Raw genomic sequence first — 26,785 nt, 5'->3', positions numbered from 1 at the left:
TGTCAGATGGTCGATTGCGCGCCCACGACCCTGCGCCAGGGTTTGAGCACGAACAGCGCGAGCAGCGAGGCCAGGATGTTGGCGCCGGCCGCGAGGATGAACACGTAGTCCCATTGGCCGGAGGTCTGCTGCACATAATTGGCGAGCGGCACGAGCAACGCGGCTGTACCCTTGGCGGTGTAGAGCAGGCCCGCGTTGGTGGTCGCGAATTTTGCGCCGAACGTGTCGGTGCAGGTCGAGGGGAATAGCGAGTAGATCTCGCCCCACGCAAAGAACACGAAGCCCGACAGGATCACGAACCAGATTGGATCCTGGCCCCAGAGGTAGAGCATCCAGATGCCGAAGCCCTCCATGCCGAAGGCGATGAACATCGTGTTTTCGCGGCCGATATTGTCGGAGATCCAGCCGAAGAACGGACGCGTCAGGCCGTTGAGCACGCGGTCGATCGTCGCTGCGAACGTCACCGCGGTCATGGTCATGCCGATCAGCGTGACCGGAACGGCGTCGACCTTCCAGTCGACCGCGATCGGCTTCAAATTCGCCGTCACCATCAAGCCGCCGGCGCCGACGATCACGAACATGAAGTACATCAACCAGAAGATCGGCTGACGCAGCACCTCGGTCGGCTGATAGTTGCGACGCGTCTGCACGAGTGCGGCATTCACCACAACGTTCGGGACCTGCCCTGGCTTCGGCGCCAGCAGGAAAAACGCGAGAATGCAGATGATGATGCCTTGTCCCAGGCCGAAATAGAGGAAGGTGGTCTGGAAACCACTATCCTTGATCATGGCCTGGATCGGCGCGACCGTGAGAGCAGAGCCTGCACCGAAGCCCGCGGCCGTGATGCCCGCGGCAAGACCGCGCTTGTCGGGAAACCATTTCAGCGCGTTGCCGACGCAGGTGCCGTAGACGCCGCCGGCACCGATGCCGGCGATGATCATGCCGAGATAGAAGCCGTTGAGCGTGGTGGCCTGCGCGTTGATCGCCCAGCCGATGGCGCAGAGCACGCCGCCGACGAACACGACGATGCGCGGGCCGTATTTATCGACAAACCATCCTTCGACCGGCACGAGCCAGGTCTCGAATAAAACGAACAGCGTAAAGGCCCACTGGATCGAGGCGCGATCCCAAGCGAAAGTCTTCTGGATGTCGGGGACGAAGAATGTCCAGCCATATTGGTAGTTGGCGATCATCACCATGGCCGCAACGCCGATCGCCAATTGCGCCCAGCGATACGTGTCGCTGACGCGTGCGGCTGTAGAGGCTGTTGTTGCCTGCACCATGTCCGTCATGAATCCTCCAATGTGCGCTTCTGTTTTCTGTGCGAGCGTTGGCGGCATTCTTGTATTCATTATGCCAAGCATCAAGCGCGCGACGGCCCGTTGTGCGCTTATGACGCAACCTGTTTGCAGGCTGCGTGAATGAGCCGATTCCCAAATAGAAATGGCCCCGCGCAGCGGGGCCATTCATCAAAAGTAGAAGTTCGCTTGTTTCAGAACCCGCGCGACAATTCGACGCGCGTTGTCCTTACAGACCGAAGCGGGGCAGGTCGCCGTTGTGGCTGGAGATCTCGGCACTCGCCATCAGGAGGCGATCGAGCGCGGCCATGAAACGGGCGAACAGCGAGGGGGAGGGCGCGAGCGCAACGGAAGCGGTCTTGGACATCGGAAATCCCTTTCTCGAGACGGTCAGTATTACTGTCTCATTTCGAAGGGCAATCTATGTATACCAGATGCCACTGTCCATGTGTTTCAGTGCATGGCAGCATTTAGCCTACCGCATTGCAGCATAATGATGCGTTGAAACGGCTGCTTAGGCAGAAATTGATGCGGAATCCAGCCGGAAACCCGCGCATCGGGGCCTTGGCACCGCAGTGCAAAACCGCTAGTGGTCTGCCCCCTTTTCCAATCATCTGTCAGAGTGGTTCATGTCGAGCGCCTCGCCCGCCGTCTCGATCGGCATCGATTTTGGGACCAGCAATACGGTCGTCGCGATCGCGGCGGACGACCGCCGGGTCGAGGCCATCCGCTTCGATCATGGCGGCCAGCGGCACAGCACCTACGTCTCGGCTCTGTGCTTCTGGGAGGACCGGCCGGGCGCCGGCGCCCAGGCTGAAGGCGGCCCGTGGGCGATCGAGCAGTTTCTCGAAGGGCGCCACATCTACCGCTTTCTCCAGTCGTTCAAGACCTTCGCAGCGAGCAGCAGCTTCAACACCACCCAGGTGTTCCGGCAGCGCTACAAGTTCGAGGATATTCTGGCGGCGTTCCTGCGGACGCTGGCGCGCCATGGCGGAGAGAAATTCGGCTTCGAGGCGGCAAACATCACGGTCGGCCGCCCGGTGCGCTTCGCCGGCGGCAATCCCGACGAGGTGCTGGCGATGCAGCGCTACCGGGCCGCGTTCGAACGCCTCGGCGCCGGCCACGCGCGCTATGTCTACGAGCCGGTGGGAGCCGCGTTCTCGTTCGCCCGCCGGCTGGAGCGCGATGCCACCGTATTGGTTGCGGATTTTGGCGGCGGCACCAGCGATTTCTCGGTGATGCGTTTCTCGCGCGCAGGCGGCCATCTGCGCGCCGAGCCGCTGGGACACGCCGGCATCGGGATTGCCGGCGACACCTTCGATTACCGCATTGTCGACCACGTCGTCTCGCCGCGGCTGGGCAAAGGCTCCAGCTTCCGCTCGTTCGACAAGGTGCTTCCGATCCCCAACAGCCACTACACCAACCTCGCGCGCTGGCATCAGCTCGCGCTGATGAAGAGCAACGGCGATTTGCGCGAGCTCCGCGAGCTTTCGCGCACCGCGCTGAAGCCGGCCCTGCTCGAGGATTTCATCACCATCGTCGACCACGACCTCGGCTTTTCGCTGTACCGGGCGGTGTCCGACGCCAAGGTCGCGCTGTCGGCGCAGGATGAGGTCGACTTCCGCTTCAAGGGCGGCGGCGTCGAGATCGGCTCGACCATCACACGGAAAAACTTCGAAGCCTGGATTGCCGACGATGTCGCGCGTCTAAGCGCCACCGTCGACAAGGTGCTGGGCGAGGCCGGCATCACCGCGCGCGAGGTGGAAAAGGTGTTCCTGACCGGCGGGACCTCCTTCGTGCCTGCGGTGCGAAAACTATTCGCCGAGCGGTTCGGCAACGAGCGGCTGATGTCGGGGGACCAGTTCGAATCGATCGCCTACGGCCTCGCTTTGATCGGGCACAGTCCCGACCCGGACCGCTGGGCCGCCGCCGGTGGGCTCAGGGCCCGCTGATCCGGCGGTCTTTCTCGTTCTGTGTGACTGCAACCGCTACACCGCCACCGCATCATTCGGCGTCATCGTGAACGCAAGCCGGTACTTGCCGATCATGGGATTGTCCCGCGCCCCGGCAGCGCGCAGCGCCGATGGCGCGAGTTGATCGGCGAGCGCGCGCTCGATCATTTCGGAATCGTATCCGGAGAGCAGGATGATCCAATCCGCGGCACCGTCAGCGCCACGGATCTGCTGCTCGGTGGTGGGCGAACTCGTCCGGGGCGCATCGGTCAGGAGCAGGTGAACGCCGGTGAGTCCCGGTTGCGATGTCAACGGGCGGAGCGTCTCGGAGAGATGGGCCTGCAACGCCGCTTCCTGTCCGGTCTCCGGCGAAAGCCTGACGGTCGCAAGCGAGGTCGCGACGCCGCCGCCAAAGCTCGCCGCGACCCGGCACTGGCTGCGCACCATGCCGAGATGATGCGGCATCATCTTGGTCGACCATGGCGTTGGAGCGTTGAGGCGGTCGAGGTATCCGCGTGATGTGAGCACGTCGTATTGCTCCAGCTCGTAGAGCACGAAGAAGCCGTCGGCATTCTCGGTGCTGGTCCATCGCGATCCGCGCCGAAAGCCAGGAATACTCATCCGCTCCGGAAAATGCTCGTGCGAATGCCAGTCGCCGAACTCAGCGCGCTGCTCGGGGCGCACGCTCCACCACATCGCGACGGCTGCCTTGCCTAGCAGTGACATGCTGACCTCGATCCCTTCAATTCGTTCAAAGCAGCGCCGTCGAGAACCACGGGACTGCGGCGATGAGCACCAGGGCCAGCGTGAGCACGGCCAGGTAGCGCCAGACATGCGAGGCGGCCGCGTTCGGCGCCACGCGCCCGATGGCACAGGCGGCGTAGAAGCCGACGCCGAAGGGGGGCGCGAACAGGCCGATGCTCATGGCGATGACGACGACCATGGCATAGTGCACGCCGTCGATGCCGAAGCTGTGCGACACCGGCAGCAGCAGCGGCGCGAACAGCAGGATCGCTGGGATGCCTTCGAGGATGTTGCCGAGCAGCACGAACACGACGATCGTGATCGCGAGGAAGCCGTAGCGACCGCCGGCAACGTCCTGCATCGTCGCGGTCAGGCTCGATGAAAAGCCCGATTGCGTCAGAGCCCATGCCATTCCATTGGCGGCGCCGATCACGAATAGGATCGATGCCGACAATGCGGCGGTCTCGACCAGCAGTGGATAGCAGCGCCTCCATTGGAAGGGGCGGTAGATCGTGAGGCCGGCCAGAAGCGTGTAGGCGATACCGATGGTCGAGACTTCGGTCGCGGTCGCAATGCCTTCGACGACTGCGGTGCGGATCACGAACGGCAGGATCAGCGCGGGCAGTGCCAGTGCGACGGCTCTGGGCACAACGCCCCTTCCATGGATTTCCGACGGGGCGGGGCGATCGTTGCGCGAGCGGACGAAGATGAGAATGGCGAGCGCGCCCGCGAGAACCAGCGCCGGGATCAGGCCGGCCGTGAACAGGCTCGCAATCGAGATGCCGGTGACCGAGCCGAGCGTGATCAGCACGAGGCTCGGCGGGATCGTGTCGGCCATCGCCGCGGACGCGGCGAGAAGGGCGACGAGATCGCCATCATTGGCGCCGCGTCGCTTCATCTCGGGAAAGAGTCCGGGCGCCACCGCTGCCATGTCTGCGGCCTTGGAGCCGGAAATGCCGGAGATCAGGATCATGGCGGCGAGAAGCACATAGTACATCCCGCCGCGCACGGAGCCGAGCAGAAGCGACAGCAGCGTAATCATGGCGCGCGCAAGCCCCGCAACCTCGATCAGGAGGCCCAGGAAAATGAACATGGGAATCGCGAGCAGCAGCGGCTGCGACATGCCCTGGTCGAGCCGATTGATGACGAGGCTCAGCGGCACGTGGGTCATCAGGCCGAGATACGCGACCGTGGCAATCGCAAATGCGAATGCGATCGGGATACCAACGGCGATGGACACCGCGACCAGAACTACGAAGAAGACGATCAGGTTGAGATTGCCGATGGCAAGCAGGAACGGGGAGGCCAACCACAAGCCTGCGCCGACGGCGCCGGCGATTGCAAACGCCAACATGGCGTGGACCGGCCGGGTTCGCTTGACGATCTGCACGGCAGTGACCGCCAGCATCAATACGAGACCGACCACGATGCCGAGAACGCGCCAGCTTGAGGGCACGCCGAGATTGGGCATGGTCGCGAACGACTCGTCCTCGACATAGTCGAGCGCGGGGCGCAGCAACAGAATCAGTGTCGCCGCGATCGAGGTGAGCACGAGTGCCTGCACGGTCGCGCGGATTTGCGGGCTGGCGCGCTCGGCTAGAGCCGCAAAGCACATATGTTCGCCGCGACGCAGTGCGACCACCGCGCCGAGCATGCTGAGCCAAAGAAAGATCGCACCGGCGAGCTCATCGGACCAGACGATGGGATTGTGAAACACATAACGCGCGACCACGCCTGCAAACAGCAGCGTAGTCTCGGCGACGAGCAGGAGGGCCGCGACGCCTTCGACCGCGGCCCCGATCGTCCGTTCCGCCCGGTCAGCGAAACCGCCGGGATGACATCGCGCGCTTTGGATCAGGTCGGACACCGATCACCCAAGGCTGCCGCCGGCGGCATCTTCCAGCAGCCCGAACGCCTGATCGCCAAACGCCTTGCGGACGTCGGCGTAGTAGCCCGCTGCCTTCAGCTTGGTGCGGAAAGAGGCCGCATCGATGTCGTTGAACTGGATACCGCCCTTGGTCATGGTGTCGCGGAAGCTCTGGTCGAGATCCGCGAGGTCCTTGCGCTGCGCGCGTCCAGCCTCATTCAGCCGGGTCTCGACGATCTCCTGAAGGTTCGCCGGCAGGCTCTTCCAGACGCGGCCGTTGAACAGAACCCAGTTGCCCTGCCAGATGTGGTTGCTCAGTGAGCAGAACTTCTGCACCTCATAGAATTTCGAGGTGACAATGAGGCCAAGCGGGTTCTCCTGCGCGTCGACGACTTTGGTCTGGAGCGCGGGATAGACCTCATTGAACTGGATGCTGGTTGGAGCTGCGCCCAGCGCCTTGAACAGGCCGGTATAGGCTGCGGCTCCTGGGACGCGGATCTTCAGTCCGCTGACATCGTCCACGGTCTTGATCGGCTTCACGGAGGTGGTGATTTCACGAAAGCCGAGATCCCAGACGGTACGGGTGGCGTAGAGGTTGGCATTCATCAGTGCGGAGCGGATGTAGTCGCCAAGCTTGCCGTCCGCCGCCGGCCACACTTTCGAGGCGTCGGAGAACGCAAAGCCGGTGCCGTCGAGAGCAGCCGCGGGAACGACACTCGAAACAACGAGGCCACCGATGACGTAGCCCTCGACCGCGCCGGCGCGGACCTGGTTCAGGAGATCGACCTCGCCGCCGAGCTGCCCGTTCGGGAAGATGCGCAGCTCGACCTTGCCGTCGCTGTCCGTCTTGATCTTGTCCGCAGCTTCCTGAAGACGAAGGTTGGTAGGGTGCGTTGCTGCGAGCGGATGGGCGACCTTGAAGCTGAATTCGGCGGCCGAAGCGCGACGGATGAAAGGCGCCGTCACCAGCGGCATCGCCGCGAGCGCGGTGAGCACTTGTCTGCGTTGAACCAGGGTCTTTCTCATGGCCATCGTCCTCTCCCTCGCTGTTCTCGTCATTGTTTTCGTCTTGGCCGCTACAGGCGACTTTCGGCAATTAACAAGGGCAAATGGGAGAAGCTACATTTTTTGTTTGTCTTTCAAATTTTGAAAGATAGGCTGCCGAACTTGGATGCGGAGGAGATCGGCCCATGAGCGGCTCGATGGAGAAGGCGCTGGCCATTCTGGAATATCTGGCGGCCCGCCCAAACGGCGCCTCGCTCGCTGCGATCTCGACCGATCTGAACCAGATCCGCAGCGGGTGCCACCGGACCCTGAACGAGCTGGTCAAATACGGCTACGTGCGCGCGATGCCGCAGCGTGGCGACTACGCGCTGACGACGAAGCTCGCCTCGATGGGCATGAGTTTTCTGAGCAAGTCAGGCATCATCGACATCGCGCAGCCGGTGATGAACCGGCTCGCCAGGGAAACCGAAGAGCTCGTTCGTCTGGCCATTCTGGACGGCGATCGACTTACTCTGGTGGCGAAAGCGCAGGGCGCCAAGGTAGGGCTGCTCTACGATCCCGATATGGGGATCGATCTCCGGCTGTCGTGCAGCGCCGCGGGCCATGCGTGGCTTGCAACGCTTTCGGACGATGAGGCAACCGCCGCGGTGATGCGACAGGGGCTCGGCGATCCCACCCATTATGGACCTCATGCCCCGACGACCGTAAAGGGTCTGCTCAAGATGCTCGCCGATCACCGCAAGCGCGGCTTCAGCATGATCCACGACGTCTACGCGCCCGGAATGAGCTCGATGGCCGCCGTGATCAAGCGCAAGGGCGAGCACGCGACCGGCGCGGTCATCGTCGCCGGCCCGTCGTCGCGATTCACCGAGGCGCAGATGCTCAAGATCGGGCCGAGACTGCTGCGCGTAGCTGACGAGCTCGCGCTGGTCGGCAGTGCGTCTCCGCTGCTCAATGCCGGCAATGTGGGGACCTGGGGCAATACGGCGCGATGACATGGTGATGCTCTGCGCGATCAACTGTGGCCACAATTCTGCTCGCGTTCCTCGCTCAACTCCTGCGCGAGGCCAGGGGGACTTCCGTTGCGCAGCACGCTGTGGGCTTTCGCCGTCTTTCTCTGCTGTCTCGGCTCGCCTGCCGAGTCTGCCGGCATTCAGCTTCGAGTCCGATCCCGCGCTCGCAGGCGCGATCTGGTATCCGTGCGCGAAGCAGCCCGAACATGTGTCGCTTGGCAGCCTTTCGGTCGGTGCCGATTTCGACCTGAAGGGCGTGAAGGATTGTCCCGTCACGGGCGCCAAGCTGCCGCTGGTGATCGTCTCACACGGCCGGGGCGGGTGGTTTGGTCAAAACCATGACACTGCGGAGGCGCTGGCCGATGCCGGCTTCGTTGTTGCTGCCATCAATCATCCCGGCGACACCTTCAGCGACTCCTCGCAGCGCGATACTCTCTCGGTCTGGGGATCGCGTCCCGCCGACATCGTACGCCTGCTCGATTTTCTATTGAGCGAATGGAAGGACAGGGCGGTGATCGACACCGCCAAGGTCGGCTTCTTCGGCTTCTCGCTCGGAGGCTCTACCGGTTTCGTGCTGATGGGGACCAAGCCGGATTTCGCGCGCATCGCCAGCTTCTGCAAGGAGACGACTGGCGCTTGCGCGCAGCTGCACAATGGCGAGATGCCGCCTGATCCGTTGCAGGATGCGCGTATCCGCGCTGCTGTCATTGTCGATCCCGCGCCGGGCGTTCTGACGCGGGAAAACCTCGCAGCCGTCAAGGCACCGTTCCAGTTCTGGCGGTCGCAGTTCGGTGGTCCCGGCGTGGGCGACGGTTCAGGCACCGCGCGGGTTGCGGAGGGTCTACCGGGCAAGCCCGACATTCATGTCGTTCCGGCCGGCCACTTTGCCTTCCTCGCACCCTGTTCGGCCGAACTCGCGGCAGCCGTCCCGCGCATCTGCACCGACGTGCCGACGGGGTTCGACCGGGCGGCCTTTCACCGCGAGTTCAATGCAGCCGTGGTGCAGTGCTTCCGCGAGCAGCTCGCGAGTGGGAATCGCTGAGGGCTCAGTCGAGACCTGGCTGCGTCAGGTCGGCGCCCTCAGACCCGGAGAGCTGATCCATGCATCGATCTGGATGGCAGTCTCGTCCTGCCGCAGCCGTTGCAGCAAAACCTCGCGGTGATGACCTGGAGGAAGCGAGTGCATCTCTTCGCGCAAACGTTCGACCTCTTCGGTGAGCCGTTGCTTGAGAGATTGTGTCTGCTTGAAACGACGCCGTTCCATGGCGCACCTCCCTTGCTGTGAGGCGGGAGCGCAATTGGCGTTCTCATCACCGATAGAGGCCAAGTGCCGCGCGGTGATGAAGGAACTCTAGCATGAATCCACGGCGGGTCGGTCCACAAGGATACGTTACTCGCCCGGAACTTTCGAGGAACCCCGAGGTTGCCTAAGACGTGGAAAACGCTGCACTAAAAGTCATCCGCCCAATTAAATCCGGGCAAGCCTTGCACGAGACGCTGATGAGGTATACCTTAGGGTTGTTCGTTCAGCCGCTGTGCCTTGTTGAATGCGCCCGCGGGCTCCTTTTCCATCGACATCGACGAATTGAAACGGTTCTGCGTGAGCGTCACGTGGAATGCACATATGTGCTCTTTGGAGAAGAAAAATGACGACAGGTACTGTGAAGTGGTTCAACGGCCAGAAGGGCTTTGGATTCATTCAGCCCGACGACGGCGGCAACGATGTGTTCGTTCACATCAGCGCGGTCGAGCGTGCTGGTCTTGCGGGTCTCGCCGAAGGCCAAAAGGTCAACTTTGAGGCCAAGACCGACAAGATGCGGGGCAAGGTCAGCGCTGAGAATCTCTCGCTGGCTTAAGCTCTTGAGTGCCGTTTCACGGATGTACTGAAACGGCCATGCGACCCGCTCGATCTCTCGATTGAGCGGGTTTTGTCTGTTGTTGAGCAGGGTGAAGATGAGCGCCAGGAAATCGGCAGTACCGTCACCCGAAGGCATCGCACGTACCAACCGTCAGCGCCTGGCCGCTGAGGAAGGCGTGCGAGCCATGGCGGATGCCGAAAGGCAGGCCGTCGATGTCCGCAAGAACATGGCGCGCCTTCGAGAGCTGCGCCAGGCCAAGGAAGCAGCCGACGCAACTCTGCAAGCATCGCTGCCGGCGCCGACCGTGACGAAGCGCAAGAAGAAGCCGCCGCAATAGCCGACTTCAATATCGCCGACGAACGATTGGAGAGGGCCGGTCACATGCCAAAGAGTGCGGATCGTGCCTAGAATCAAATTGGATGCCGGTGGCACGATCACCTTCTTTCTCGCGCTTGGCGCGGGCCGGCAAATGTGCCGACTTGCTACCACGTTTGCGACGCAGAAGCAGGCGTTCAGCTATCTTCAGAAATACCGGACGGAATTCGAGCGCATCGCGCGGACGCGGCTGGCTTCGGGGGACCTCGAGGACGGGATCGTCGTGCTCTCGATGCTCTAGACCGCCAGTCGCTTCCTATTCGGAGCGTCCTGTCGGCTTGGTCTCGCGGGCCAATCGCTCCGCTTTCAGACGCTCGCGGTTCTCGTTGAAGGAGTTCTGGTCCTTCGCATAGTCGTTCATCGGCTTCTGCGTGTTGGCAGGCTTGAACGCCTTGTTGGCTTCACGCTTGGCGCGATCAGAGGGGGGATCTTTCAACATGTCGACCTCGATTTGATTGAACGGGCGTGATCCGGGAAGGCGCTGGCGTTCCCGGCCACGTTCGCAGGCCGGTGAATCGGCGTATCGTCCTTGGATGAAGAAGGCGATTAATCTTCCGGAACGTCAAGCGCGTCTCAGGATGCGCCAGGATACGTCGGGTCGCGAGAACAACTGGCGGCCATCGGGTTGGTTCCTTGAATCCTGCGGCGATGCCGACAAAAAGGCCGCCAAAACCGGTCGCGCGCAGCGACTGGTCCGTGCACCCATAAACCCGGCGGCGTCATGTGACTGGTGACTAGTCCGCTTTGCTCCCAAAAGCGACCAAGTTCGTGCGGTAGCGCAGTATGCCGCGATGGGCCAACTGCTGACTCATGCGGTGCAGCACTGACAGTGACATAAGTTTCGTCAGTTGTTTTGGTATCCCTTCAGCACGGCGGACATCTGGCCCTTTTCCTTCAGCCATTGCGGCCAGACTTCCGGCAGCTGCGTGACCGGATCATGGGTCAATTGAAGGACGACACGTTTGAGTTCGACGCCCGGTCCAAAGCTGACGGCTAGGTCATCAGGCGAGAGCTTCACGTACCTGCGCTCATCATTGATGTCTACGAAGCGAATTAGTTGAGGCAAAGCAATAAATGGCACGTCGCGCGGCCCGCTCTGGCGAAGCAACTCGTGAAGCGCGGCATTCTTCTGATTGAAATCAGCACCCCCGCCGGATTTGTGATAGGCCGCAAAGGGCAAACATCCGATATCATCGAAGAGACAGAACACTTCTTTGTTGAATTCGGCCCGCTGCGCAGGGGTTCTCGTCGCATCAGAGAAGGTCAGGAAGAGCATGCCCTTCTCGCCGAGGTCAACGGTTGGCGCGTATCCGACAGGTGTCGGAAAAGAGTTGAAGTGGCTCGGCGACCAGGTCGGCTCAATATTGTAAAGCACCTCAATGACGCTTGATCCGATCTTGACCTGATCACCGTCCTGCACTTCGACGGTCAGACGGTAGCGCACATGAGTATCGTAAAAATTCAGCCGGAAGAACGCGACCGCAAGGATCACGAGACCCGTCAATATTCCGAGCGCGAAGAGGCAGCCTTTCATAGGTCACTCAAGCGTGGAGGCCAGATGATAATCTCGGTCTCCACGAGCCTCACTAGGTTGCAAGAGCTGATTAAATCAACCGCTAACGCGCCGAATGCTCAATTTTGAATGAAGCGGGTGCGACTTCCGGAATGGGTCAAATTGGGACTTCCAATCCATCGGGTAGGACCTCAGTTCGCCTCCAAGCGTCTGGAAGCCGACGTATGTTTCCAGGGTGACAAGTTTGAAAGTGACCGGCCTCATTAACTGAGGAGGTCATCATGACCGATGTCTTAAACTCCGAAAAGCGCATCCCGTGGAACAAGGGCAAGATTGTTGGCGCTAAGCCGCCACTTCGCCCGAAGCACGTTTGGACTATCCGCACGAAGCTCCAAGTTGAGGGGCGAATCCGTGATCTGGCGTTGTTCAACGTCGCCATCGACAGCAAGCTTCGTGGCTGCGATGTGGTGGGCTTGAAAGTCGATGACGTGGCACCAAGCGGCTATGCGGCCGATAGGGCAAGCGTCCGCCAGAAGAAAACTGGAACGCCGGTCAAGTTCGAACTTACAGAGTCCACCCGCCAGACCATCGATGACTACCTGAGGACAACTGGCAAGAAGCCGGGCGACAGTCTGTTCACCGGGCGTAGAGGCCCTGGGTGCAGCCTGACCACTAGGCAATATGCGCGGCTGTTATCGGGTTGGCTGACCGGCATAGGGTTGGATCCTCACCTGTTCGGGACGCATTCGCTCCGTCGAACAAAGGCGACCCTCATCTATAGGCGCACGGGCAACTTGCGAGCTGTGCAACTGCTTCTGGGGCACACCAAAATCGAGAGCACCGTCCGGTATCTGGGAATTGAAGTCGATGATGCGCTCGCGATAGCAGAACAAGTCGACGTCTGAACTAGCTGGGCAGAGTGGACATGCTCTGCCCCTTTCTTTGCAGCCGGCTTCGGGCCACAAGCAGCGTACGCGGGGCGACGGCACCGCGGTTCGTCTGTCAGCCCCCGGGACCGTCCTTCATGATGTAACCCATCAGGTCGTCCACGTTGTGCTCCAAATCCCGGATGATGTTCTTGACGACGTCTCCGATCGAGATCACGCCCACGACCTTGCCCGCGTCCAGCACTGGCAGGTGGCGAAAGCCGCGCGCAGCCATCATCGCCATGCAGGCGTCTAGCGGATCGTCCGGCTTGATCGTCACCGGGTTGCCCGTCATCACCTGGCCCACCGGCGTCTGCTTCGCATCGAGCCCGGGCAGCAACACTTTGATGGCGCAGTCACCCTGGGTCACGATACCGACCAGCTTGTCGTCGTCGATGACCAGCACCGACCGGACCCGGTTGTCGCTCATCTGGCGCAAGGCTTCGATGACCATGTCGCCGGAACGTACATGGATCAGGGCGCCGCTCTTCTGAGCCAGAGCGCTTTTTACCGTGCTCATCGATCTGCCCTCGTGGGTCCTGTCCTGCCCCGCCTCGATGAGGATAGTCGAAATAACTTGCCTCGTCAGCACCGCGCCGATGCCGCAAATATCTGGAATGGGTGGAGCAGGGTATCCCAGGTTCAAGCGGTCTAAGCACTGGCACCGGCTCAAGGGCTGTTATGGGTCACAAGCTGCCTGTAAGCAACGTGCGCCGATTTGTCCGCTGAGGATCGGAGAGCCGATGCCGCTTCAACGTGCCCCAGCGTCGGCTGCGGGCCCAACAGCGGAAGTCAGCCGTCCACACATGGCCCTTAGCTGATGCAGTGCGTCATCACCGCTACTTCCGCTCAATGCTGCAGCCGCAATCGCGACGCTGCTCGAATATGCAGCACGTGGGCCGGCCAAAGCCAAGTGAAGGCGGTGGGGTGAGGGAGGCTCCTCCACACGTCAGCTATGATATGTTGTGCCTTTCTTCATCGCGAGAGATAGACTGACGTGTCCGATACCCAGAAACTGACGCCCGCACTCTCGACGCCTGAGCGCGGCCTGCTGAGGCGAGAAATATATAAAGGACTGGCGGACAGAACGGCTGGCCGCGTCAAAGACCTCGATGTTGGCGCCATCCTTGCTAAAGGAAAGGAGCTATTGCAGAAGCGCTCAATCTCCAATGTAAGGCAATTCGGAGTTGATGGTCGAAAGACGCTCTTCTTGCTGCTTCTCCTTTTCGCGATCCCCGCGGACGACTGCTCCGCGCAGACACCGCCGCCGCCAGTCGACGAACATGCGTTCGAGCGCGTGCCGCCGACGGTCGTGAAGAGATTGGCGACCCGCTTTTCGCTAGGCGCATTCGCCGGCCGCTTCGAGGAGACGCTGCTCGGCGCAGTCCGCGAAGCCGTGGGCGAAGGGACCATCCAACACCAGGGCGACGCTGGAGATAGCATCTATTGGCTGTGTTATAGGCGCGCGCAGCATCGATTATGGGTCGTGTCCAGCGGAGAGATGGGCGGCCCGGACCATCTCGTCACAGAAATCGTTGAAGAGCTCACCGAGAAAGACACCGAGACCTCGACCGATTGCGCCATCATCCCGGAAAAGTTCGCGCCCCTCGTCTTCGACGGCAAGCTGCATTTAGGTATGTCGCGTTTGGAGGTAATCACGGCGCTGGGACCGCCGTCGAAGTCGGAAGCTGCTCAGATGGTGTATTCTCACGACGGAAAGCTCGCAGACGGTTTCGATGAGACCGCGTGGCTCATTCTCCGATTTCGTGAGGAAAAGCTCGTGTCCATGCGCGGCGGCAAGACCACTACGAATTGAAGTGGCTGCTAGCAGCGTTCAAGCTTCACAGCGTGATGCGAGCGAGTCACGCTCGCTCACAAAAGCTACTCGCTTGCGCCGTCCGCTACGGGTCATTTTCGACGGTTTCAAACGAGATTGTCGGCCGGCTGATGTCCGCTTCTGCATCGTAAGCGTCCAATCCACGCGGTGGTTGATAGCAATTGTTTGTCGCTACGGCCGGCGCTGAGCCCCGGCGAGGCCCATGACGTTCGACTTGCCGGATGATGGCATAATACCCCTGTTTTGCCCGACGCGTCAAAGTATATTCGTAAAATACGAAATGTTTTCGCGGCCAATCAGTTAGCTACTGTGCATGGGGTTGTTTTTCAGTTTTTTAGTTTGGGCCTGCGACCGCATCGCATTTCCGATGCAAAAAGGGCCGCCTGATCAGGCGGCCCTTTCGTCTGTCTTAACTAGCTCCGCTTACTCGGCGGCCTGCTTCTGCGGCGGGTCGAGCGCGCCGGACCTGTGGATATCGGCGACCTGGTGATCGCTGAAGCCGAGCACGCTGCGCAGGATTTCGTCGGTGTGCTCGCCGAGCAGGGGCGAGCGCTCCACGTCGCTCGGGGAATCCGACAGCTTGATCGGGTTGCCGACCGAGATGTACTTGCCGCGGGTGGGATGGTCGACTTCGACCACGGTGCCGGTCGCGCGCAGCGACTGGTCCTCGGCGATCTCCTTCATCGACAGGATCGGGCCGCAGGGGATGTCGTCCTTGTTGAGGATCTCCATCGCCTCGAACTTCGTCTTCGTCATGGTCCACTGCTCGATGCGGCCGAAGATTTCGTTCAGGCGCGGCAGGCGAACTGCGGGCTTGGCGTAGTTCGGATCGGTCTTCCAGGTCGGCTCGCCGATCACGTCGCAGATCTTCTCCCAGACCGGAGCCTGGGTGATGAAGTAGATGTAGGCGTTGGGATCGGTCTCCCAGCCCTTGCACTTCAGGATGCGGCCGGGCTGGCCCCCGCCGGAATCGTTGCCGGCGCGCGGCACGGCATCGCCGAACGGAATGCCTTCGCCGAACTGGCTGTATTCCCTGAGCGGACCATGGGCCAGGCGCTGCTGGTCGCGCAGTTTTACGCGCGCCAGATTCAGCACGCCGTCCTGCATCGCGGCGGTGACCTTCTGGCCCTTGCCCGAATGCGTGCGCTGATAGAGCGCGGTGACGATGCCGAGGGCAAGATGCAGGCCGGTGCCGGAATCGCCGATCTGCGCGCCGGTCACGAGCGGCAGGCCGTCGCGGAAGCCGGTGGTGGAGGCGGCGCCGCCGGTGCACTGCGCGACGTTCTCATACACCTTGCAGTCCTCATACGGTCCGGGACCAAAACCCTTGATCGAGGCGACGATCATCTTCGGGTTGATCGCCTGGATCTTCTCCCAGGGGAAGCCCATGCGGTCGAGCACGCCGGGGCCGAAATTCTCGACCAGCACGTCGCACTTCTTGATCAGCTCGGTCAGGACTTCCTTGCCCTTGGGGTTCTTGGTGTCGAGCGTGATCGAGCGCTTGTTGTGGTTGAGCATGGTGAAATACAGGCTGTCCACGTTCGGGATGTCCTGCAGCTGGCCGCGGGTGATGTCACCCACGCCCGGGCGTTCGACCTTGATCACGTCGGCGCCGAACCATGCCAGCAGCTGCGTGCAGGTCGGTCCGGACTGGACGTGGGTGAAGTCGAGAATGCGAACGCCCTCGAGCGCTTTGGTCATAATGTTGCTCCGTACTCTGTCTGCCCCTGCACCCGCAGGGAATAAAGGGTTGAGGGGTGGACTTACTTCTTTTTCTGCAGAACGCTTTGCGGATTGAGGTTGCCGATGCGGCCGCTCTCCGAGCCTGCGGCCGGATCGATCACCGCGTTGATGAGCGTCGGCTTGCCCGAGGCCATCGCCTCGTTGACGGCGCGCTTGAGCTCGTCGGGCGAGGTGGCATTCACGCCGACGCCGCCGAAGGCTTCCATCATCTTGTCGTAGCGCGCGCCCTTGACGAACACGGTCGTCGCCGGATCGGCGTTGACGCTGTTGACGTCGGTGCCGCGATAGATGCCGTCATTGTTGAAGATGACGATGCAGATCGGCAAATTGTAGCGGCAGATGGTTTCGACCTCCATGCCGGAGAAGCCGAACGCCGAGTCGCCTTCCACCGCGAGCACGGGGTGGCCGGTCTCGAGCGCAGCCGCGATCGCCTGGCCCATGCCGATGCCCATCACGCCCCAGGTGCCGACGTCGAGACGCTTGCGCGGCTTGTACATGTCGATGACGCCGCGGGCGAGGTCGAGCGTGTTGGCGCCCTCGTTGACGAGGATCGCCTCCGGACGCTCCTTGATGATGGTCTTCAGCACGCCGAGTGCGCCGTGATAGTCCATCGGCGACTTGTTGTTCATGAGCTTCGGCGCCATCTTGGCGACGTTCTCGTCGCGCTTGGACACGATGGCCTTGGTCCATTCGGCCGGCGGGGCGGTCCAGCCCGCACCGATCGCCTGGTTGAAGGCCGCGACGACCGAGCCGATGTCGCCGACGACAGGCGCGACGATCTCGACGTTGGAGTCCATTTCCCTCGGCTCGATATCGACCTGGATGAACTTCTTGGGCGCTTCGCCCCAGCTCTTGCCCTTGCCGTGCGAGAGCAGCCAGTTCAACCGCGCGCCGATCAGCAACACGACGTCAGACTCTTTCAGCACCGTCGAGCGAGCGGCACCGGCGCACTGCGGATGCGTATCGGCGAGGAGGCCCTTGGCCATGCTCATCGGCAGGAACGGCACGCCGCTCTTCTCGACGAAGGTCTTGATCTCCTCATCGGCCTGCGCGTAGGCCGCGCCCTTGCCGAGGATGATCAGCGGGCGCTTTGCAGCCTTGAGAACGTCGAGCGCGCGCTTGATCGAAGCGGGCGAGGGGATCTGCGCGGGCGCAGCATCAATCACCTTGACCAGCGACTTCTGGCCGGCCTCGGCGTTCATCACCTGCCCGAACAGCTTTGCGGGAAGATCGAGATAGACACCGCCCGGACGGCCCGAGACCGCGGCGCGGATGGCGCGCGCGAAACCGATGCCGATGTCCTGGGCGTGCAGCACGCGATAGGCCGCCTTGCACAGCGGCTTGGCGATCGCGAGCTGGTCCATTTCCTCGTAGTCGCCCTGCTGGAGGTCGACGATCTCGCGCTCGGAGGAGCCGGAGACCAGGATCATCGGGTAGCAGTTGGTGGTGGCGTGCGCGAGCGCGGTGAGACCGTTGAGGAAGCCGGGCGCCGAGACGGTGAGGCAGACGCCGGGCTTCTTGGTGAGGTAGCCGGCAATGCCTGCGGCGTAACCGGCGTTCTGCTCGTGGCGGAAGGAGATCACGCGAATGCCGGCGGCCTGCGCCATGCGGCCCAAATCCGTGATCGGGATGCCCGGCACATTATAGATGGTGTTGATGCCGTTCAGCTTGAGCGCGTCGATGACGAGATGGAAGCCATCCGTCAATTCCTGCTCGGTGCCCGGTGCTTCGGACTTGGTCGCGGCGTTCAGCATGGGCCTTGTCTCCCTGGTCTCAAGATGCCGTTTGGCTTTTGGGGGCGAATGCTTCGCCCTTCTGGTGAAGTTGCTAGTTGAACAGTTACGTAAATAGTTCTTGGCCGTGCGCCTCGACGTAAGCGGCAAGGCCAAGGGTGTGATCGCGCGCGCGCTTCTCGGCGAGATCGGTATCGCGCGCTTCCAGCGCTTCGATCATGGCGAGATGCTCGGGCAGCGAGGTCGCGGTGCGGTCCTTGCGTCCGATCGTGAGCTGGCGGTAGCCGCGCACGTGCAGCAAGAGGTCGTTGGTGAGGTCGACCAGCACCGGGGATTCCGACAGCGAGATCAGCGCTTGGTGAAACGCGATGTTGGCGCGCGAATATTCCTCGACGTGATCCTGGGGCAGGCGGTCCTTGCCAAAGTCCTTGAAGTAGTCGCGCAGCGCCGAAATGTCCTTCTTGCGCGCGGTGGTGGTGATGAGACGCGCAGCCATGCTCTCCAGCGCCGCCCAGGCGCGGATCATGTCGACAATTTCGTTCTTGGTCCGGCGCACCACCATGATGCCGCGACGCGGCACGGTCTTCACGAAGCCGTCCTGCTCGAGCATCGCGATCGCTTCGCGGATCGGCGTGCGGCTGACACCGAGGCGTTCGGACAATGCGCGCTCGTCCAGCATCACCGGCTCGGGCGTCGAGTAGATGTCCATCTTGAGGATAGCTTGCTTCAAGGCGTCATACGCCTTGTTCTTGAAGCTGCTCTCCGGGGCAATACGAACGATTGCGATGTCTGCCTCGGCCATGTTCGGCAACACCTTGGTTGGTTTCCGCAGTGACACGACGATTCTCCTCCAGTGGGAGTCGTCTTTTACAGGAATATTAACCGGAAAGTTTTTGGCATACCAAATACCAGAATGTCAAGCTGCCTATTTTTTGCAGCGTTCCAACCGATGACTTGCCTTGACAAGTTGGCTTCTGGTATACCAAATGCCATCACTAGCCATTTTTGATCCAAGCCGGCGGAGTAGTCTAGGCATTTCTGCCACTCCGTTCGGCGGCGTGGAACAGAGCGCGGCGATGGCAAGTGTCACGGGCAGCCGCAATACATGCGCTTAAGCAAGAACTGAAGGTCAAGGGAGAAGCCACATGTCCAATTCCAAAGATGCCGTCCGGAAGGTCCTTGACCAGGTCAAGACGGACAACCGCACCAGCCTGACGGCGCCGGAAGGCAAGCTGGTCTGCGACGCCTACGGTATTCCGGTGCCGAAGGAGGGCGTGGTGAAGTCGGCGGGCGAGGCCGGCAAGATCGCCTCTTCCATGGGCTTCCCCGTGGTGATGAAGATCGTCTCGCCAGACATTCTCCACAAGACCGAGGCCGGGGGCGTCATCGTCGGCGTCAAGACGGCGCAGGATGCCGAGAAGGCCTACGAAACCATTCTCGGGAACGCCAAGAAGTACAAGGCCGATGCCAAGATCGAGGGCATCCAGGTGCAGCAGATGCTGGCCGGCGGCACCGAGGTGATTGTCGGCTCGATCACCGACGGCTCTTTCGGCAAGCTGGTCGCCTTCGGCCTCGGCGGCGTACTGGTCGAAGTCTTGAAGGACATCACCTTCCGCCTCGCGCCGGCGACCAAGGAAGACGCGCTGTCGATGCTCGACGGCATCCAGGCACATGAGATTTTGAAGGGCGTGCGTGGCGGCGAGCCGGTGAACCGCACGGCACTCGCTGACGTGATCGTCAAGGTCTCGCAGTTGGTCACCGATTTCCCGGAGATCGTCGAACTCGACCTCAACCCTGTGTTCGCGGCGGCGAAGGATGCGATTGCCGCCGACGTACGCATCGTCGTCGACTTCGCCTACAAGCCCAAGCCGAAGCCGCGCCCGACCGAGGAAATCGTCGCGGCCATGAGCCGCATCATGCAGCCGAAGGGCGTCGCTGTGATCGGCGCCTCGGCCGAAGACGGCAAGATCGGCAACTCCGTGATGAAGAACCTCATCAACGGTGGCTACAAGGGTGAGATCTATCCGATCCACCCGAAGGCTGCGGAGATTCTCGGCCACAAGGCCTATAAGAGCGTCAAGGATGTGCCTGGTGTGATCGATACCGCGGTGTTTGCGATCCCCGCGAAGTTCGTGGCCGCGGCGCTCGTCGAATGCGGCGAGAAAAAAATCCCGGGCGCGGTTCTGATCCCGTCGGGCTTTGCGGAAGCCGGCGCGCCGGAATTGCAGGCCGAGATCGTCGAGATCGGCCAGAAGTACAATGTCCGCCTGATGGGGCCGAATATCTACGGCTTCTACTATACGCCCGCCAATCTCTGCGCCACGTTCTGCACCGCCTACGACGTCAAGGGCCACGCGGCACTGTCGTCGCAGTCCGGCGGCATCGGCATGGCGATCATCGGCTTCTCGCGCTCCGCCAAGATGGGCGTCTCGGCGATCGTCGGTCTCGGCAACAAGTCCGACATCGACGAGGATGATCTGCTCGCCTTCTTCGAACAGGATCCGAACACCAACCTGATTGCGCAGCACTGTGAGGACCTCAAGGACGGCCGCGCCTTTGCCGAAGCGGCAAAACGCGTCTCCAAGAAAAAGCCAGTCATCGTGCTCAAGGCCGGCCGCACTTCGGCCGGCGCGAAAGCGGCGTCCTCGCACACCGGCGCGCTCGCCGGTAATGACAAAATCTACGAGGATGTTCTGGCGCAGTCCGGCGTGATCCGGGCGCGCTCGCTGCGGCAGCTGCTCGAATTCGCCCGCGGCGTGCCGGTGCTGCCGACGCCGAAGGGCGAGAACGTGCTGATCATCACCGGTGCTGGCGGCTCGGGCGTGCTGCTGTCGGACTCCTGCGTCGACAACGGCCTGTCGCTGATGGCGATGCCGCCGGATCTGGATGCGGCCTTCCGCAAGTTCATTCCGCCGTTCGGAGCGGCCGGAAATCCTGTGGATATCACCGGCGGCGAGCCGCCGATCACCTACGTCAACACGGTGAAGCTCGGCCTGTCGGACGAGCGCATCCATTCGCTGATCCTCGGCTACTGGCACACCATCGTCACGCCGCCGATGGTGTTCGCCCGCAACATGGTCGAGGTGAAGAAGGAGATGGAGGCCAAGGGCTTCGTCAAGCCGATCGTGGCCTCGCTCGCCGGCGACGTCGAGGTCGAGGAAGCCGCCGAATATCTCTACCAGCACGGCATCCCGGCCTACGCCTATTCGACCGAACTGCCGGTCGAGGTGCTTGGTGCCAAGTATAAGTGGGCGCGCGGGGCAGGGCTGCTCTGAGACGAAGACATTCACCTCTCCCCGCAGGCGGGGAGAGGTGAGAACAGTCAGGTCGCGATGAGCAAGAACGTGATCCGGCGCAAATCGCCCGAGCCTCGGTCGCCATCCGAGGCCGAGCACGACGCGCGTGACGGCGGCGTGCAGTCCGTCAACCGCGCGCTGTCGATCCTCGAGACGCTGGCCGAGGACGACGAAGGCTATCGCCTCAGCGATCTCGCCGTGCGCACCGGCCTGTCGGCTTCCACCGTGCATCGTCTGTTGGCGACGCTGGAAAGCCGCCGCTTCGTGCAGTTCGACCGTGCCGAATCCAAATGGCATGTCGGCGTGCGCAGCTTTACGGTGGGTGCGAGCTTCGCCCGGCGACGCAATTTCACCGCGCAGGCGATTCCCTACCTACGCAAGCTGCGCGATCTCACCCGCGAGACCGCCAACCTTGCCGTGGTCGACGACGAGTTCATCATCGTGCTGACCCGTATGGAAAGCCGCGAGATCATGCGCTCGCTGACCAAGGTCGGCGGCCGGGTCGCGATGGTGACATCGGGCGTCGGCAAGGCGGTGCTCGCGACCTATTCCGACGAGGACGTCGGCGCCGTCATCCGCCATCACGGCATGCCGCGCCTCACCGAAAAATCCATCGTGCGGCCGAGCGACCTGTTCCGGGAGCTCAACGTGATCCGGAAGCAGGGCTTTGCGGTGGACGACGAAGAAGCCGAGATGGGGCTGCGCTGTGTCGCTGCTGTGGTCTACAACGCGCTCGCGGAACCGCTCGCCGCGATCTCGGTGTCCGGCCTGACCAGCCGCGTCACCGACGCCCGGCTGCCGGAGATCGGCCGCGTGGTGCGTGAGGTCGCCGCGGAACTGACGGCTGCGCTCGGGGGCGTAACGCCGGTGTTGAAGCCAGCCTGAGCCGGATTTGCGGTCCGGCGTGCCTCGTTGAAAGAAATCAGGTCTGGCGGCAAGAGCCCCAAAATCGGTATATCCATCGGCCGTTGTCGCGTCCTTTTTGGGGAATGCCATGCCCTCTGAGCTTCGTTCGCCCCGCCTCGCTGTCCTGATTGACGCCGACAACGCCTCCGCGAAGATCGCAGATGGGCTATTCGAGGAGATTGCCAAGATCGGCGAGGCTAGCGTCCGTCGCATCTATGGCGACTTCTCCAATGCGCGATCCAGGGGATGGGCCGACATCCTGTCGAAGCACGCCATCATCCCGCAGCAGCAGTTCGCCTATACTACGGGAAAGAACGCGTCCGACATAACGCTGGTCATCGACGCAATGGACCTGCTTCACAGCGGCCGGTTCGATGGCTTTTGCCTGGTGTCGTCCGACAGCGACTTCACCCGGCTCGCCGCCCGCATCCGGGAGCAGGGCATTGATGTCTTTGGGTTCGGCGAACACAAGACTCCGGAAAGCTTCAGGCAGGCCTGCCGAAGATTTGTCTACACGGAGAACCTGCTTGCCGTTCCGGCGAACACGCAGGACCCCGCCTCAAGGTCCACGTCGCTTCAACCCCCCGACGCCGCGGCCCCCATCATCAAGAAGGTCATCACCCAGATGGAGAGCGAAGATGGCTGGGTCACGCTTGGAGAGGTTGGGCGGCAGCTCGCCAATTTGGCTTCCGATTTCGATCCGAGGACTTTTGGCTTCCGCAAGTTGAGCGACCTCGTGCGAAGGACAAATTCGTTCGAGATCGATGAGTCAAAAGGACGGTCGATGCGGATTCGGGTCAAGCCGACTCCCGCACCATCGCCGAGAACGCGGAACTCGCGCAGGCCCGCGAAGTCAGGGACGGTAAGTGGCTCGCCGCCTAAGGCGTAAGCAGGGCGTGCCGCTATATTTGAGCTTGCCCGGTTTGTCGCATGGCGTAACCATCGCCCGGCCGTAACGCCATGCGAGGGTCCCAATGACCAAACTCACCCGCTTTGCCGTAGCGCCACTGCATGCGATGACGCGCCGCCTCGCTGATGTCGCCTCGGCGCGCCTCGCGCCCGATCTCGTCATCACGGGCGCGCGGGTGCTCTCGACCTATTCCGAGCGGATCCATCAGGGACGTGAGGTCTGGATCACCGGCGGTCGCATTGCCGCCGTGAAGCCGGCGGGCGCGGCCAAGAAGGCGTGGAACGACGTCGCGGTTTATGGCGCGGAGGGCGGCATCATCGCGCCAGGGCTGGTCGATCCGCACATCCATATCGAATCCTCGATGGTGACGGCCTGCGCCTATGCCGAGGCCGCGCTGCTGAACGGCACCACCACGATCTTCTGTGACAGTCACGAGATCGGCAACGTCATGGATGTCGCCGGCGTCGAGGCGATGCTGGAGGACGCGCGCGAGGCGCCGCTGTCGATCTTCCTGACGGTGCCGTCGACCGTGCCCGCGACCTCGGCCGCACTGGAGACCGCGGGCGGCGATCTCACGCCGGATAAGATCGCCGGCCTGTTCGATCGCTGGCCAGAAGCCGTGGGGCTCGGCGAGAAGATGGATTTCGTGCCGGTGACCATGGGCGACGAGCGCAGCCACGCGATCCTCGCAGCCGCCTTGCAGCGCGGGCGGCCGGTGTCCGGCCATGTCTATGGCCGCGAATTCGTCGCGGCCTATGCGGCTTCGGGTGTCACCGATACGCATGAAGCGATCGACCGCGACATCGCCGACGATCTGCTCGATGCCGGCGTCTGGGTGTTTCTGCGCGGCGGACCGCCGACCACGCCGTGGCACTCGCTGCCGCAGGCGATCCGTACCGTCACTGAGCTCGGTGCCTCCCACAAGCGCACGGCGGTGTGCACAGACGACCGCGACGCCGACGATCTGCTGCTGTTCGGCCTCGACTGGGTGGTGCGCGAGGCGGTGAAGGCGGGGATGTCGCCGGAGCAGGCCTGGTCGATGGGCTCGCTGCACGGCGCGACACGCTTCGGTATGGACGGCGACATCGGCGGGCTCGGCGGCGGTCGCCGCGCCGATCTCGTGCTGATGGACGATAATCTGAAGCCGCAATCGACCTGGTACGGCGGCGAGCTTGTGGTGGAAAATCGCAAGATCACGTCGCGGCTCGATCAGGCGCTGTCGCAGCGCTATCAATATCCGAAGGCGGCCTATGTGACCGTGAAACTGCCGGAGAAGCTCAAGCTGACGCCGGAGCTGCCGGCGAAGGCCTGTACGGTCAATGCGATCAAGACGGCGCTGCCGGGCATCACGCTGATCCACGAAAAAGTCGCGATCGAACCGGCCAAGGACTGGCCGTCGCTGTTTGAGCTTCACGGCCTGTGCTTCGTCACGGTGGTCGAGCGCCACGGCAAATCGGCCGGTAACGTCGCTTATGGCCTGCTCAAGGAATTTGGCCTCAAACGCGGAGCTGTGGCTTCCAGCGTTGGCCACGACAGCCACAACATTATCGTCGCCGGCACCAACGAGCCCGATATGCAAGTCGCGATCGCAGCCATCAAGGCGCAGCAGGGCGCCGTCTGCGTCGTCGCCGACGGCAAGGTGAGGGCGCTGGTCCCGTTGCCGATCGCGGGGCTCTTGTCCGACAAGCGCGTCACGGAAGTGGCAGAGGAGGTCAAGGTTCTGAAGAAGGAATGGGCGGAGGCCGGCTGCACCATCCCCTACATGGGCTTCAATCTCATTCCGCTATCGGTCATTCCGGAAATTCGCATCACGGACAAGGGCCTGGTGCTGGTCCCGCAAATGGAGCTGGCGCCGCTGTTCGAGTGATCGCTTTCACGGATATCTCTATCTAACCGATTGAGACGACCGCGATTTTTCCGCGGGTGCCGCATCGTGGAAAATAAAATCGATCTCGTTGAGATCGCCTCTTGCGCGCCCGATGATCTCGCTCGCTGACGTAACCAAGCGAGGTCCGATATGGCGAAGATGCGAGCCATCGATGCAGCTGTCCGTATTCTGGAGAAGGAAGGCATCTCCACCGCCTTCGGCGTTCCCGGAGCCGCGATCAATCCGCTTTATTCTGCGCTGAAGAAGCGGGGCTCGATCCGCCACATTCTGGCGCGCCATGTCGAGGGCGCCTCGCACATGGCCGAAGGCTATACCCGGGCGAAGGCCGGCAATATCGGCGTCTGCATCGGCACCTCGGGGCCGGCCGGAACCGACATGATCACCGGGCTCTATTCGGCGATCGCCGATTCCATCCCGATCCTCTGCATCACCGGGCAGGCGCCGCGGGCGCGGCTCTACAAGGAGGATTTTCAGGCGGTCGATATCGAGTCGATCGCAAAGCCTGTGACGAAGTGGGCCGTGACGGTCCGCGAGCCCGCGCTGGTGCCGCGCGTGTTCAGCCAGGCGTTTCATGTCATGCGCTCGGGCCGGCCGGGGCCGGTGCTGATCGACATGCCGCTCGACGTGCAGCTCGCCGAGATCGAGTTCGATGACGAGACCTATGAGCCATTGCCGGTTTACAAGCCGACCGCCTCGCGAAAACAAGTCGAGAAGGCGCTGGAGATGCTCAACGCCGCCGAGCGGCCGCTGATCGTGGCGGGCGGTGGCATCATCAACGCCGACGCCTCGGACCTGCTGGTCGAATTCGCCGAGATCGCCAACGTTCCGGTGGTGCCGACGCTGATGGGGTGGGGCGCGATTCCCGACGATCACGTGCTGATGGCCGGCATGGTCGGCCTTCAGACCAGCCATCGCTACGGCAATGCGACGATGCTGGAATCCGACTTCGTGCTCGGCATCGGCAACCGCTGGGCTAACCGCCATACCGGCTCGGTCGAGACCTACACCAAGGGCCGCACCTTCGTGCATGTCGACATCGAGCCGACCCAGATCGGGCGTGTGTTCAATCCGGATCTCGGCATCGTCTCGGACGCGAAGGCCGCGCTCGAGCTGTTCGTCACCGTCGCCAGGGAGTGGCGCCGGTCAGGCAGGCTTCGCGAGCGCCAGGCGTGGCCCGCGGCCTGCCGCGATCGCAAGCGTTCGATGCTGCGCAAGAGCCACTTTGACAACGTCCCGATCAAGCCGCAGCGCGTCTATGAGGAGATGAACAAGGCGTTCGGCCGCGACACCACTTATGTCACCGTGATCGGCCTGTCACAGATTGCCGGTGCGCAATTCCTCGGCGTCTACAAGCCGCGCAACTGGATCAATGCCGGGCAGGCGGGCCCGCTTGGATGGACGCTGCCGGCGGCGCTTGGTGTGCGCGCGGCGTGTCCGGATCGCGACATCGTCGCGCTCTCCGGCGACTACGACTTCCAGTTCCTGATCGAGGAGCTCGCGGTCGGCGCGCAGTTCAATCTGCCTTACATCCACGTCGTCGTGAACAATTCCTATCTTGGCCTGATCCGCCAGGCCCAGCGCGGTTTCGACATGGATTATCACGTCCAGCTCTCGTTCGAGAACATCAACGCGCCCGAGCTCGGCGGCTATGGCGTCGACCATGTCGCGGTCGCCGAAGGCCTTGGCTGCAAGGCGATCCGCGTCACCGACCCGAAGGACTCGCAGGCAGCGTTCGCGACCGCGCGCGAATTGATGGCCAAGCACCGCGTGCCCGTGGTGGTCGAGTTCATCCTCGAGCGCGTGACCAACATCGCGATGGGAACGGAGATCGACAACATCGTCGAGTTCGAGGAAGTGTTGGATTTAGCCCTCGACGAGGTCGGGACCGTGCGGTCCGGCGTGCTCCAGCCGGCGGAATAG

The 26,785-nt window shown here is 62.4% G+C and carries 25 protein-coding genes and 1 pseudogene; 14 read left to right on the top strand and 12 right to left on the bottom strand.

From position 1 onward, the window contains the following. Positions 1–2 precede the first annotated feature (2 nt). Together oxlT and ACPPVR_RS29190 are read right to left on the bottom strand one after the other, a co-directional pair. On the bottom strand, positions 3–1,292 hold the full coding sequence (gene oxlT, locus ACPPVR_RS29195; RefSeq protein WP_426610014.1) for an oxalate/formate MFS antiporter: 1,290 nt from the start codon (positions 1,290–1,292) through the stop codon (positions 3–5). 235 nt (positions 1,293–1,527) lie between these two features. Continuing rightward, entirely contained in the window at positions 1,528–1,665 is a 138-nt protein-coding gene (locus tag ACPPVR_RS29190; protein WP_426610013.1) for a hypothetical protein, read from the bottom strand. 262 nt (positions 1,666–1,927) lie between these two features. On the opposite strand from ACPPVR_RS29190, the gene ACPPVR_RS29185 reads away from it, so the two are divergent. After that, positions 1,928–3,250, top strand: coding sequence for an Hsp70 family protein (locus ACPPVR_RS29185; protein ID WP_426610012.1), 1,323 nt, complete (start codon positions 1,928–1,930; stop codon positions 3,248–3,250). A 36-nt stretch (positions 3,251–3,286) separates the two neighbouring features. Here ACPPVR_RS29185 and ACPPVR_RS29180 read toward each other — a convergent pair whose 3' ends face one another. The 3 genes from ACPPVR_RS29180 to ACPPVR_RS29170 are packed head-to-tail and all read right to left on the bottom strand — an operon-like array spanning position 3,287 to position 6,887. Next, complete coding sequence (locus ACPPVR_RS29180) at positions 3,287–3,976, bottom strand: hypothetical protein (RefSeq protein ID WP_426610011.1); 690 nt, start codon at positions 3,974–3,976, stop codon at positions 3,287–3,289. Positions 3,977–4,001: 25 nt separating this feature from the next. Next, positions 4,002–5,861, bottom strand: a complete 1,860-nt coding sequence (locus ACPPVR_RS29175; protein ID WP_426610010.1) for a TRAP transporter large permease subunit — start codon at positions 5,859–5,861, stop codon at positions 4,002–4,004. A 3-nt stretch (positions 5,862–5,864) separates the two neighbouring features. Next, the gene (locus ACPPVR_RS29170) at positions 5,865–6,887 is read right to left on the bottom strand and encodes a TRAP transporter substrate-binding protein (RefSeq protein ID WP_426610009.1); all 1,023 of its coding nucleotides are present in this window, start codon (positions 6,885–6,887) and stop codon (positions 5,865–5,867) included. A 164-nt stretch (positions 6,888–7,051) separates the two neighbouring features. On the opposite strand from ACPPVR_RS29170, the gene ACPPVR_RS29165 reads away from it, so the two are divergent. Then, positions 7,052–7,861, top strand: a complete 810-nt coding sequence (locus ACPPVR_RS29165) for an IclR family transcriptional regulator (RefSeq protein ID WP_426610008.1) — start codon at positions 7,052–7,054, stop codon at positions 7,859–7,861. A 226-nt stretch (positions 7,862–8,087) separates the two neighbouring features. Then, positions 8,088–8,921, top strand: coding sequence for an alpha/beta hydrolase family protein (locus tag ACPPVR_RS29160; protein WP_426610007.1), 834 nt, complete (start codon positions 8,088–8,090; stop codon positions 8,919–8,921). A 24-nt stretch (positions 8,922–8,945) separates the two neighbouring features. Here ACPPVR_RS29160 and ACPPVR_RS29155 read toward each other — a convergent pair whose 3' ends face one another. Next, entirely contained in the window at positions 8,946–9,143 is a 198-nt protein-coding gene (locus tag ACPPVR_RS29155; RefSeq protein ID WP_426610006.1) for a hypothetical protein, read from the bottom strand. Between the two features lie 382 nt (positions 9,144–9,525). Here ACPPVR_RS29155 and ACPPVR_RS29150 point away from each other — a divergent pair, with 382 nt between their 5' ends. The 3 genes from ACPPVR_RS29150 (at position 9,526) to ACPPVR_RS29140 (ending at position 10,354) form a co-directional block, all read left to right on the top strand. Next, complete coding sequence (locus ACPPVR_RS29150; protein ID WP_026201564.1) at positions 9,526–9,735, top strand: cold-shock protein; 210 nt, start codon at positions 9,526–9,528, stop codon at positions 9,733–9,735. Positions 9,736–9,832: 97 nt separating this feature from the next. After that, positions 9,833–10,075 (top strand): transcriptional regulator, encoded by a 243-nt coding sequence (locus ACPPVR_RS29145; protein WP_426610005.1) that lies wholly within the window; start codon positions 9,833–9,835, stop codon positions 10,073–10,075. 54 nt (positions 10,076–10,129) lie between these two features. Continuing rightward, positions 10,130–10,354, top strand: coding sequence for a hypothetical protein (locus ACPPVR_RS29140; RefSeq protein WP_426610004.1), 225 nt, complete (start codon positions 10,130–10,132; stop codon positions 10,352–10,354). A 15-nt stretch (positions 10,355–10,369) separates the two neighbouring features. Here ACPPVR_RS29140 and ACPPVR_RS29135 read toward each other — a convergent pair whose 3' ends face one another. Next, positions 10,370–10,552: a hypothetical protein gene (locus tag ACPPVR_RS29135; RefSeq protein ID WP_426610003.1), complete on the bottom strand. Its 183-nt coding sequence runs from the start codon at positions 10,550–10,552 to the stop codon at positions 10,370–10,372. Positions 10,553–10,957: 405 nt separating this feature from the next. Next, positions 10,958–11,647 (bottom strand): hypothetical protein, encoded by a 690-nt coding sequence (locus ACPPVR_RS29130; protein WP_426610002.1) that lies wholly within the window; start codon positions 11,645–11,647, stop codon positions 10,958–10,960. A gap of 260 nt (positions 11,648–11,907) precedes the next feature. Between ACPPVR_RS29130 and ACPPVR_RS29125 the strand changes: the two genes are divergently transcribed. Continuing rightward, on the top strand, positions 11,908–12,531 hold the full coding sequence (locus ACPPVR_RS29125; RefSeq protein WP_426610001.1) for a tyrosine-type recombinase/integrase: 624 nt from the start codon (positions 11,908–11,910) through the stop codon (positions 12,529–12,531). A gap of 97 nt (positions 12,532–12,628) precedes the next feature. Here ACPPVR_RS29125 and ACPPVR_RS29120 read toward each other — a convergent pair whose 3' ends face one another. Continuing rightward, positions 12,629–13,072, bottom strand: coding sequence for a CBS domain-containing protein (locus ACPPVR_RS29120; protein ID WP_426610000.1), 444 nt, complete (start codon positions 13,070–13,072; stop codon positions 12,629–12,631). A gap of 477 nt (positions 13,073–13,549) precedes the next feature. Here ACPPVR_RS29120 and ACPPVR_RS29115 point away from each other — a divergent pair, with 477 nt between their 5' ends. Beyond that, entirely contained in the window at positions 13,550–14,368 is an 819-nt protein-coding gene (locus ACPPVR_RS29115) for a hypothetical protein (RefSeq protein ID WP_426609999.1), read from the top strand. Between the two features lie 159 nt (positions 14,369–14,527). Beyond that, positions 14,528–14,611, top strand: a pseudogene (locus ACPPVR_RS29110) (IS5/IS1182 family transposase); the annotation flags it as partial. A gap of 201 nt (positions 14,612–14,812) precedes the next feature. Here ACPPVR_RS29110 and frc read toward each other — a convergent pair. From frc to ACPPVR_RS29095, 3 genes are all read right to left on the bottom strand, one after another. Then, positions 14,813–16,090: a formyl-CoA transferase gene (gene frc / locus ACPPVR_RS29105; RefSeq protein WP_426609998.1), complete on the bottom strand. Its 1,278-nt coding sequence runs from the start codon at positions 16,088–16,090 to the stop codon at positions 14,813–14,815. Positions 16,091–16,152: 62 nt separating this feature from the next. Further along, complete coding sequence (oxc, locus tag ACPPVR_RS29100) at positions 16,153–17,886, bottom strand: oxalyl-CoA decarboxylase (RefSeq protein WP_426609997.1); 1,734 nt, start codon at positions 17,884–17,886, stop codon at positions 16,153–16,155. A gap of 85 nt (positions 17,887–17,971) precedes the next feature. Further along, positions 17,972–18,667 (bottom strand): GntR family transcriptional regulator, encoded by a 696-nt coding sequence (locus tag ACPPVR_RS29095; protein WP_426616205.1) that lies wholly within the window; start codon positions 18,665–18,667, stop codon positions 17,972–17,974. A gap of 343 nt (positions 18,668–19,010) precedes the next feature. On the opposite strand from ACPPVR_RS29095, the gene ACPPVR_RS29090 reads away from it, so the two are divergent. From ACPPVR_RS29090 to gcl, 5 genes are all read left to right on the top strand, one after another. After that, complete coding sequence (locus ACPPVR_RS29090; RefSeq protein WP_426609996.1) at positions 19,011–21,140, top strand: acetate--CoA ligase family protein; 2,130 nt, start codon at positions 19,011–19,013, stop codon at positions 21,138–21,140. 57 nt (positions 21,141–21,197) lie between these two features. Continuing rightward, positions 21,198–22,046: an IclR family transcriptional regulator gene (locus ACPPVR_RS29085; protein ID WP_426609995.1), complete on the top strand. Its 849-nt coding sequence runs from the start codon at positions 21,198–21,200 to the stop codon at positions 22,044–22,046. Between the two features lie 109 nt (positions 22,047–22,155). Further along, positions 22,156–22,956 carry an NYN domain-containing protein gene (locus ACPPVR_RS29080; protein WP_426609994.1) on the top strand — a complete coding sequence of 267 codons (801 nt, stop codon included), beginning with the start codon at positions 22,156–22,158 and terminating at the stop codon, positions 22,954–22,956. A gap of 85 nt (positions 22,957–23,041) precedes the next feature. After that, entirely contained in the window at positions 23,042–24,844 is a 1,803-nt protein-coding gene (locus ACPPVR_RS29075; RefSeq protein ID WP_426609993.1) for an adenine deaminase C-terminal domain-containing protein, read from the top strand. Positions 24,845–24,994: 150 nt separating this feature from the next. Next, positions 24,995–26,785 carry a glyoxylate carboligase gene (gene gcl / locus ACPPVR_RS29070; protein WP_426609992.1) on the top strand — a complete coding sequence of 597 codons (1,791 nt, stop codon included), beginning with the start codon at positions 24,995–24,997 and terminating at the stop codon, positions 26,783–26,785.

The sequence above is a fragment of the Bradyrhizobium sp. McL0616 genome (genome assembly GCF_049993385.1).
GTDB lineage: Bacteria > Pseudomonadota > Alphaproteobacteria > Rhizobiales > Xanthobacteraceae > Bradyrhizobium.
The sequence above is the reverse complement of the archived record's forward strand: the minus strand, read 5'-3'. Positions and strand labels throughout refer to the sequence as shown.

Excerpts from the sequence above, each read along its gene's own strand:
- oxlT (WP_426610014.1), bottom strand. The coding sequence starts at position 1,292 with ATGACGGACATGGTGCAGGCAACAACAGCCTCTACAGCCGCACGCGTC.
- ACPPVR_RS29190 (WP_426610013.1), bottom strand. The coding sequence starts at position 1,665 with ATGTCCAAGACCGCTTCCGTTGCGCTCGCGCCCTCCCCCTCGCTGTTC.
- ACPPVR_RS29185 (WP_426610012.1), top strand. The coding sequence starts at position 1,928 with ATGTCGAGCGCCTCGCCCGCCGTCTCGATCGGCATCGATTTTGGGACC.
- ACPPVR_RS29180 (WP_426610011.1), bottom strand. The coding sequence starts at position 3,976 with ATGTCACTGCTAGGCAAGGCAGCCGTCGCGATGTGGTGGAGCGTGCGC.
- ACPPVR_RS29170 (WP_426610009.1), bottom strand. The coding sequence starts at position 6,887 with ATGAGAAAGACCCTGGTTCAACGCAGACAAGTGCTCACCGCGCTCGCG.
- ACPPVR_RS29165 (WP_426610008.1), top strand. The coding sequence starts at position 7,052 with ATGAGCGGCTCGATGGAGAAGGCGCTGGCCATTCTGGAATATCTGGCG.
- ACPPVR_RS29155 (WP_426610006.1), bottom strand. The coding sequence starts at position 9,143 with ATGGAACGGCGTCGTTTCAAGCAGACACAATCTCTCAAGCAACGGCTC.
- ACPPVR_RS29150 (WP_026201564.1), top strand. The coding sequence starts at position 9,526 with ATGACGACAGGTACTGTGAAGTGGTTCAACGGCCAGAAGGGCTTTGGA.
- ACPPVR_RS29145 (WP_426610005.1), top strand. The coding sequence starts at position 9,833 with ATGAGCGCCAGGAAATCGGCAGTACCGTCACCCGAAGGCATCGCACGT.
- ACPPVR_RS29135 (WP_426610003.1), bottom strand. The coding sequence starts at position 10,552 with ATGTTGAAAGATCCCCCCTCTGATCGCGCCAAGCGTGAAGCCAACAAG.
- ACPPVR_RS29130 (WP_426610002.1), bottom strand. The coding sequence starts at position 11,647 with ATGAAAGGCTGCCTCTTCGCGCTCGGAATATTGACGGGTCTCGTGATC.
- ACPPVR_RS29125 (WP_426610001.1), top strand. The coding sequence starts at position 11,908 with ATGACCGATGTCTTAAACTCCGAAAAGCGCATCCCGTGGAACAAGGGC.
- ACPPVR_RS29120 (WP_426610000.1), bottom strand. The coding sequence starts at position 13,072 with ATGAGCACGGTAAAAAGCGCTCTGGCTCAGAAGAGCGGCGCCCTGATC.
- frc (WP_426609998.1), bottom strand. The coding sequence starts at position 16,090 with ATGACCAAAGCGCTCGAGGGCGTTCGCATTCTCGACTTCACCCACGTC.
- oxc (WP_426609997.1), bottom strand. The coding sequence starts at position 17,886 with ATGCTGAACGCCGCGACCAAGTCCGAAGCACCGGGCACCGAGCAGGAA.
- ACPPVR_RS29095 (WP_426616205.1), bottom strand. The coding sequence starts at position 18,667 with ATGGCCGAGGCAGACATCGCAATCGTTCGTATTGCCCCGGAGAGCAGC.
- ACPPVR_RS29090 (WP_426609996.1), top strand. The coding sequence starts at position 19,011 with ATGTCCAATTCCAAAGATGCCGTCCGGAAGGTCCTTGACCAGGTCAAG.
- ACPPVR_RS29085 (WP_426609995.1), top strand. The coding sequence starts at position 21,198 with ATGAGCAAGAACGTGATCCGGCGCAAATCGCCCGAGCCTCGGTCGCCA.
- ACPPVR_RS29080 (WP_426609994.1), top strand. The coding sequence starts at position 22,156 with ATGCCCTCTGAGCTTCGTTCGCCCCGCCTCGCTGTCCTGATTGACGCC.
- ACPPVR_RS29075 (WP_426609993.1), top strand. The coding sequence starts at position 23,042 with ATGACCAAACTCACCCGCTTTGCCGTAGCGCCACTGCATGCGATGACG.
- gcl (WP_426609992.1), top strand. The coding sequence starts at position 24,995 with ATGGCGAAGATGCGAGCCATCGATGCAGCTGTCCGTATTCTGGAGAAG.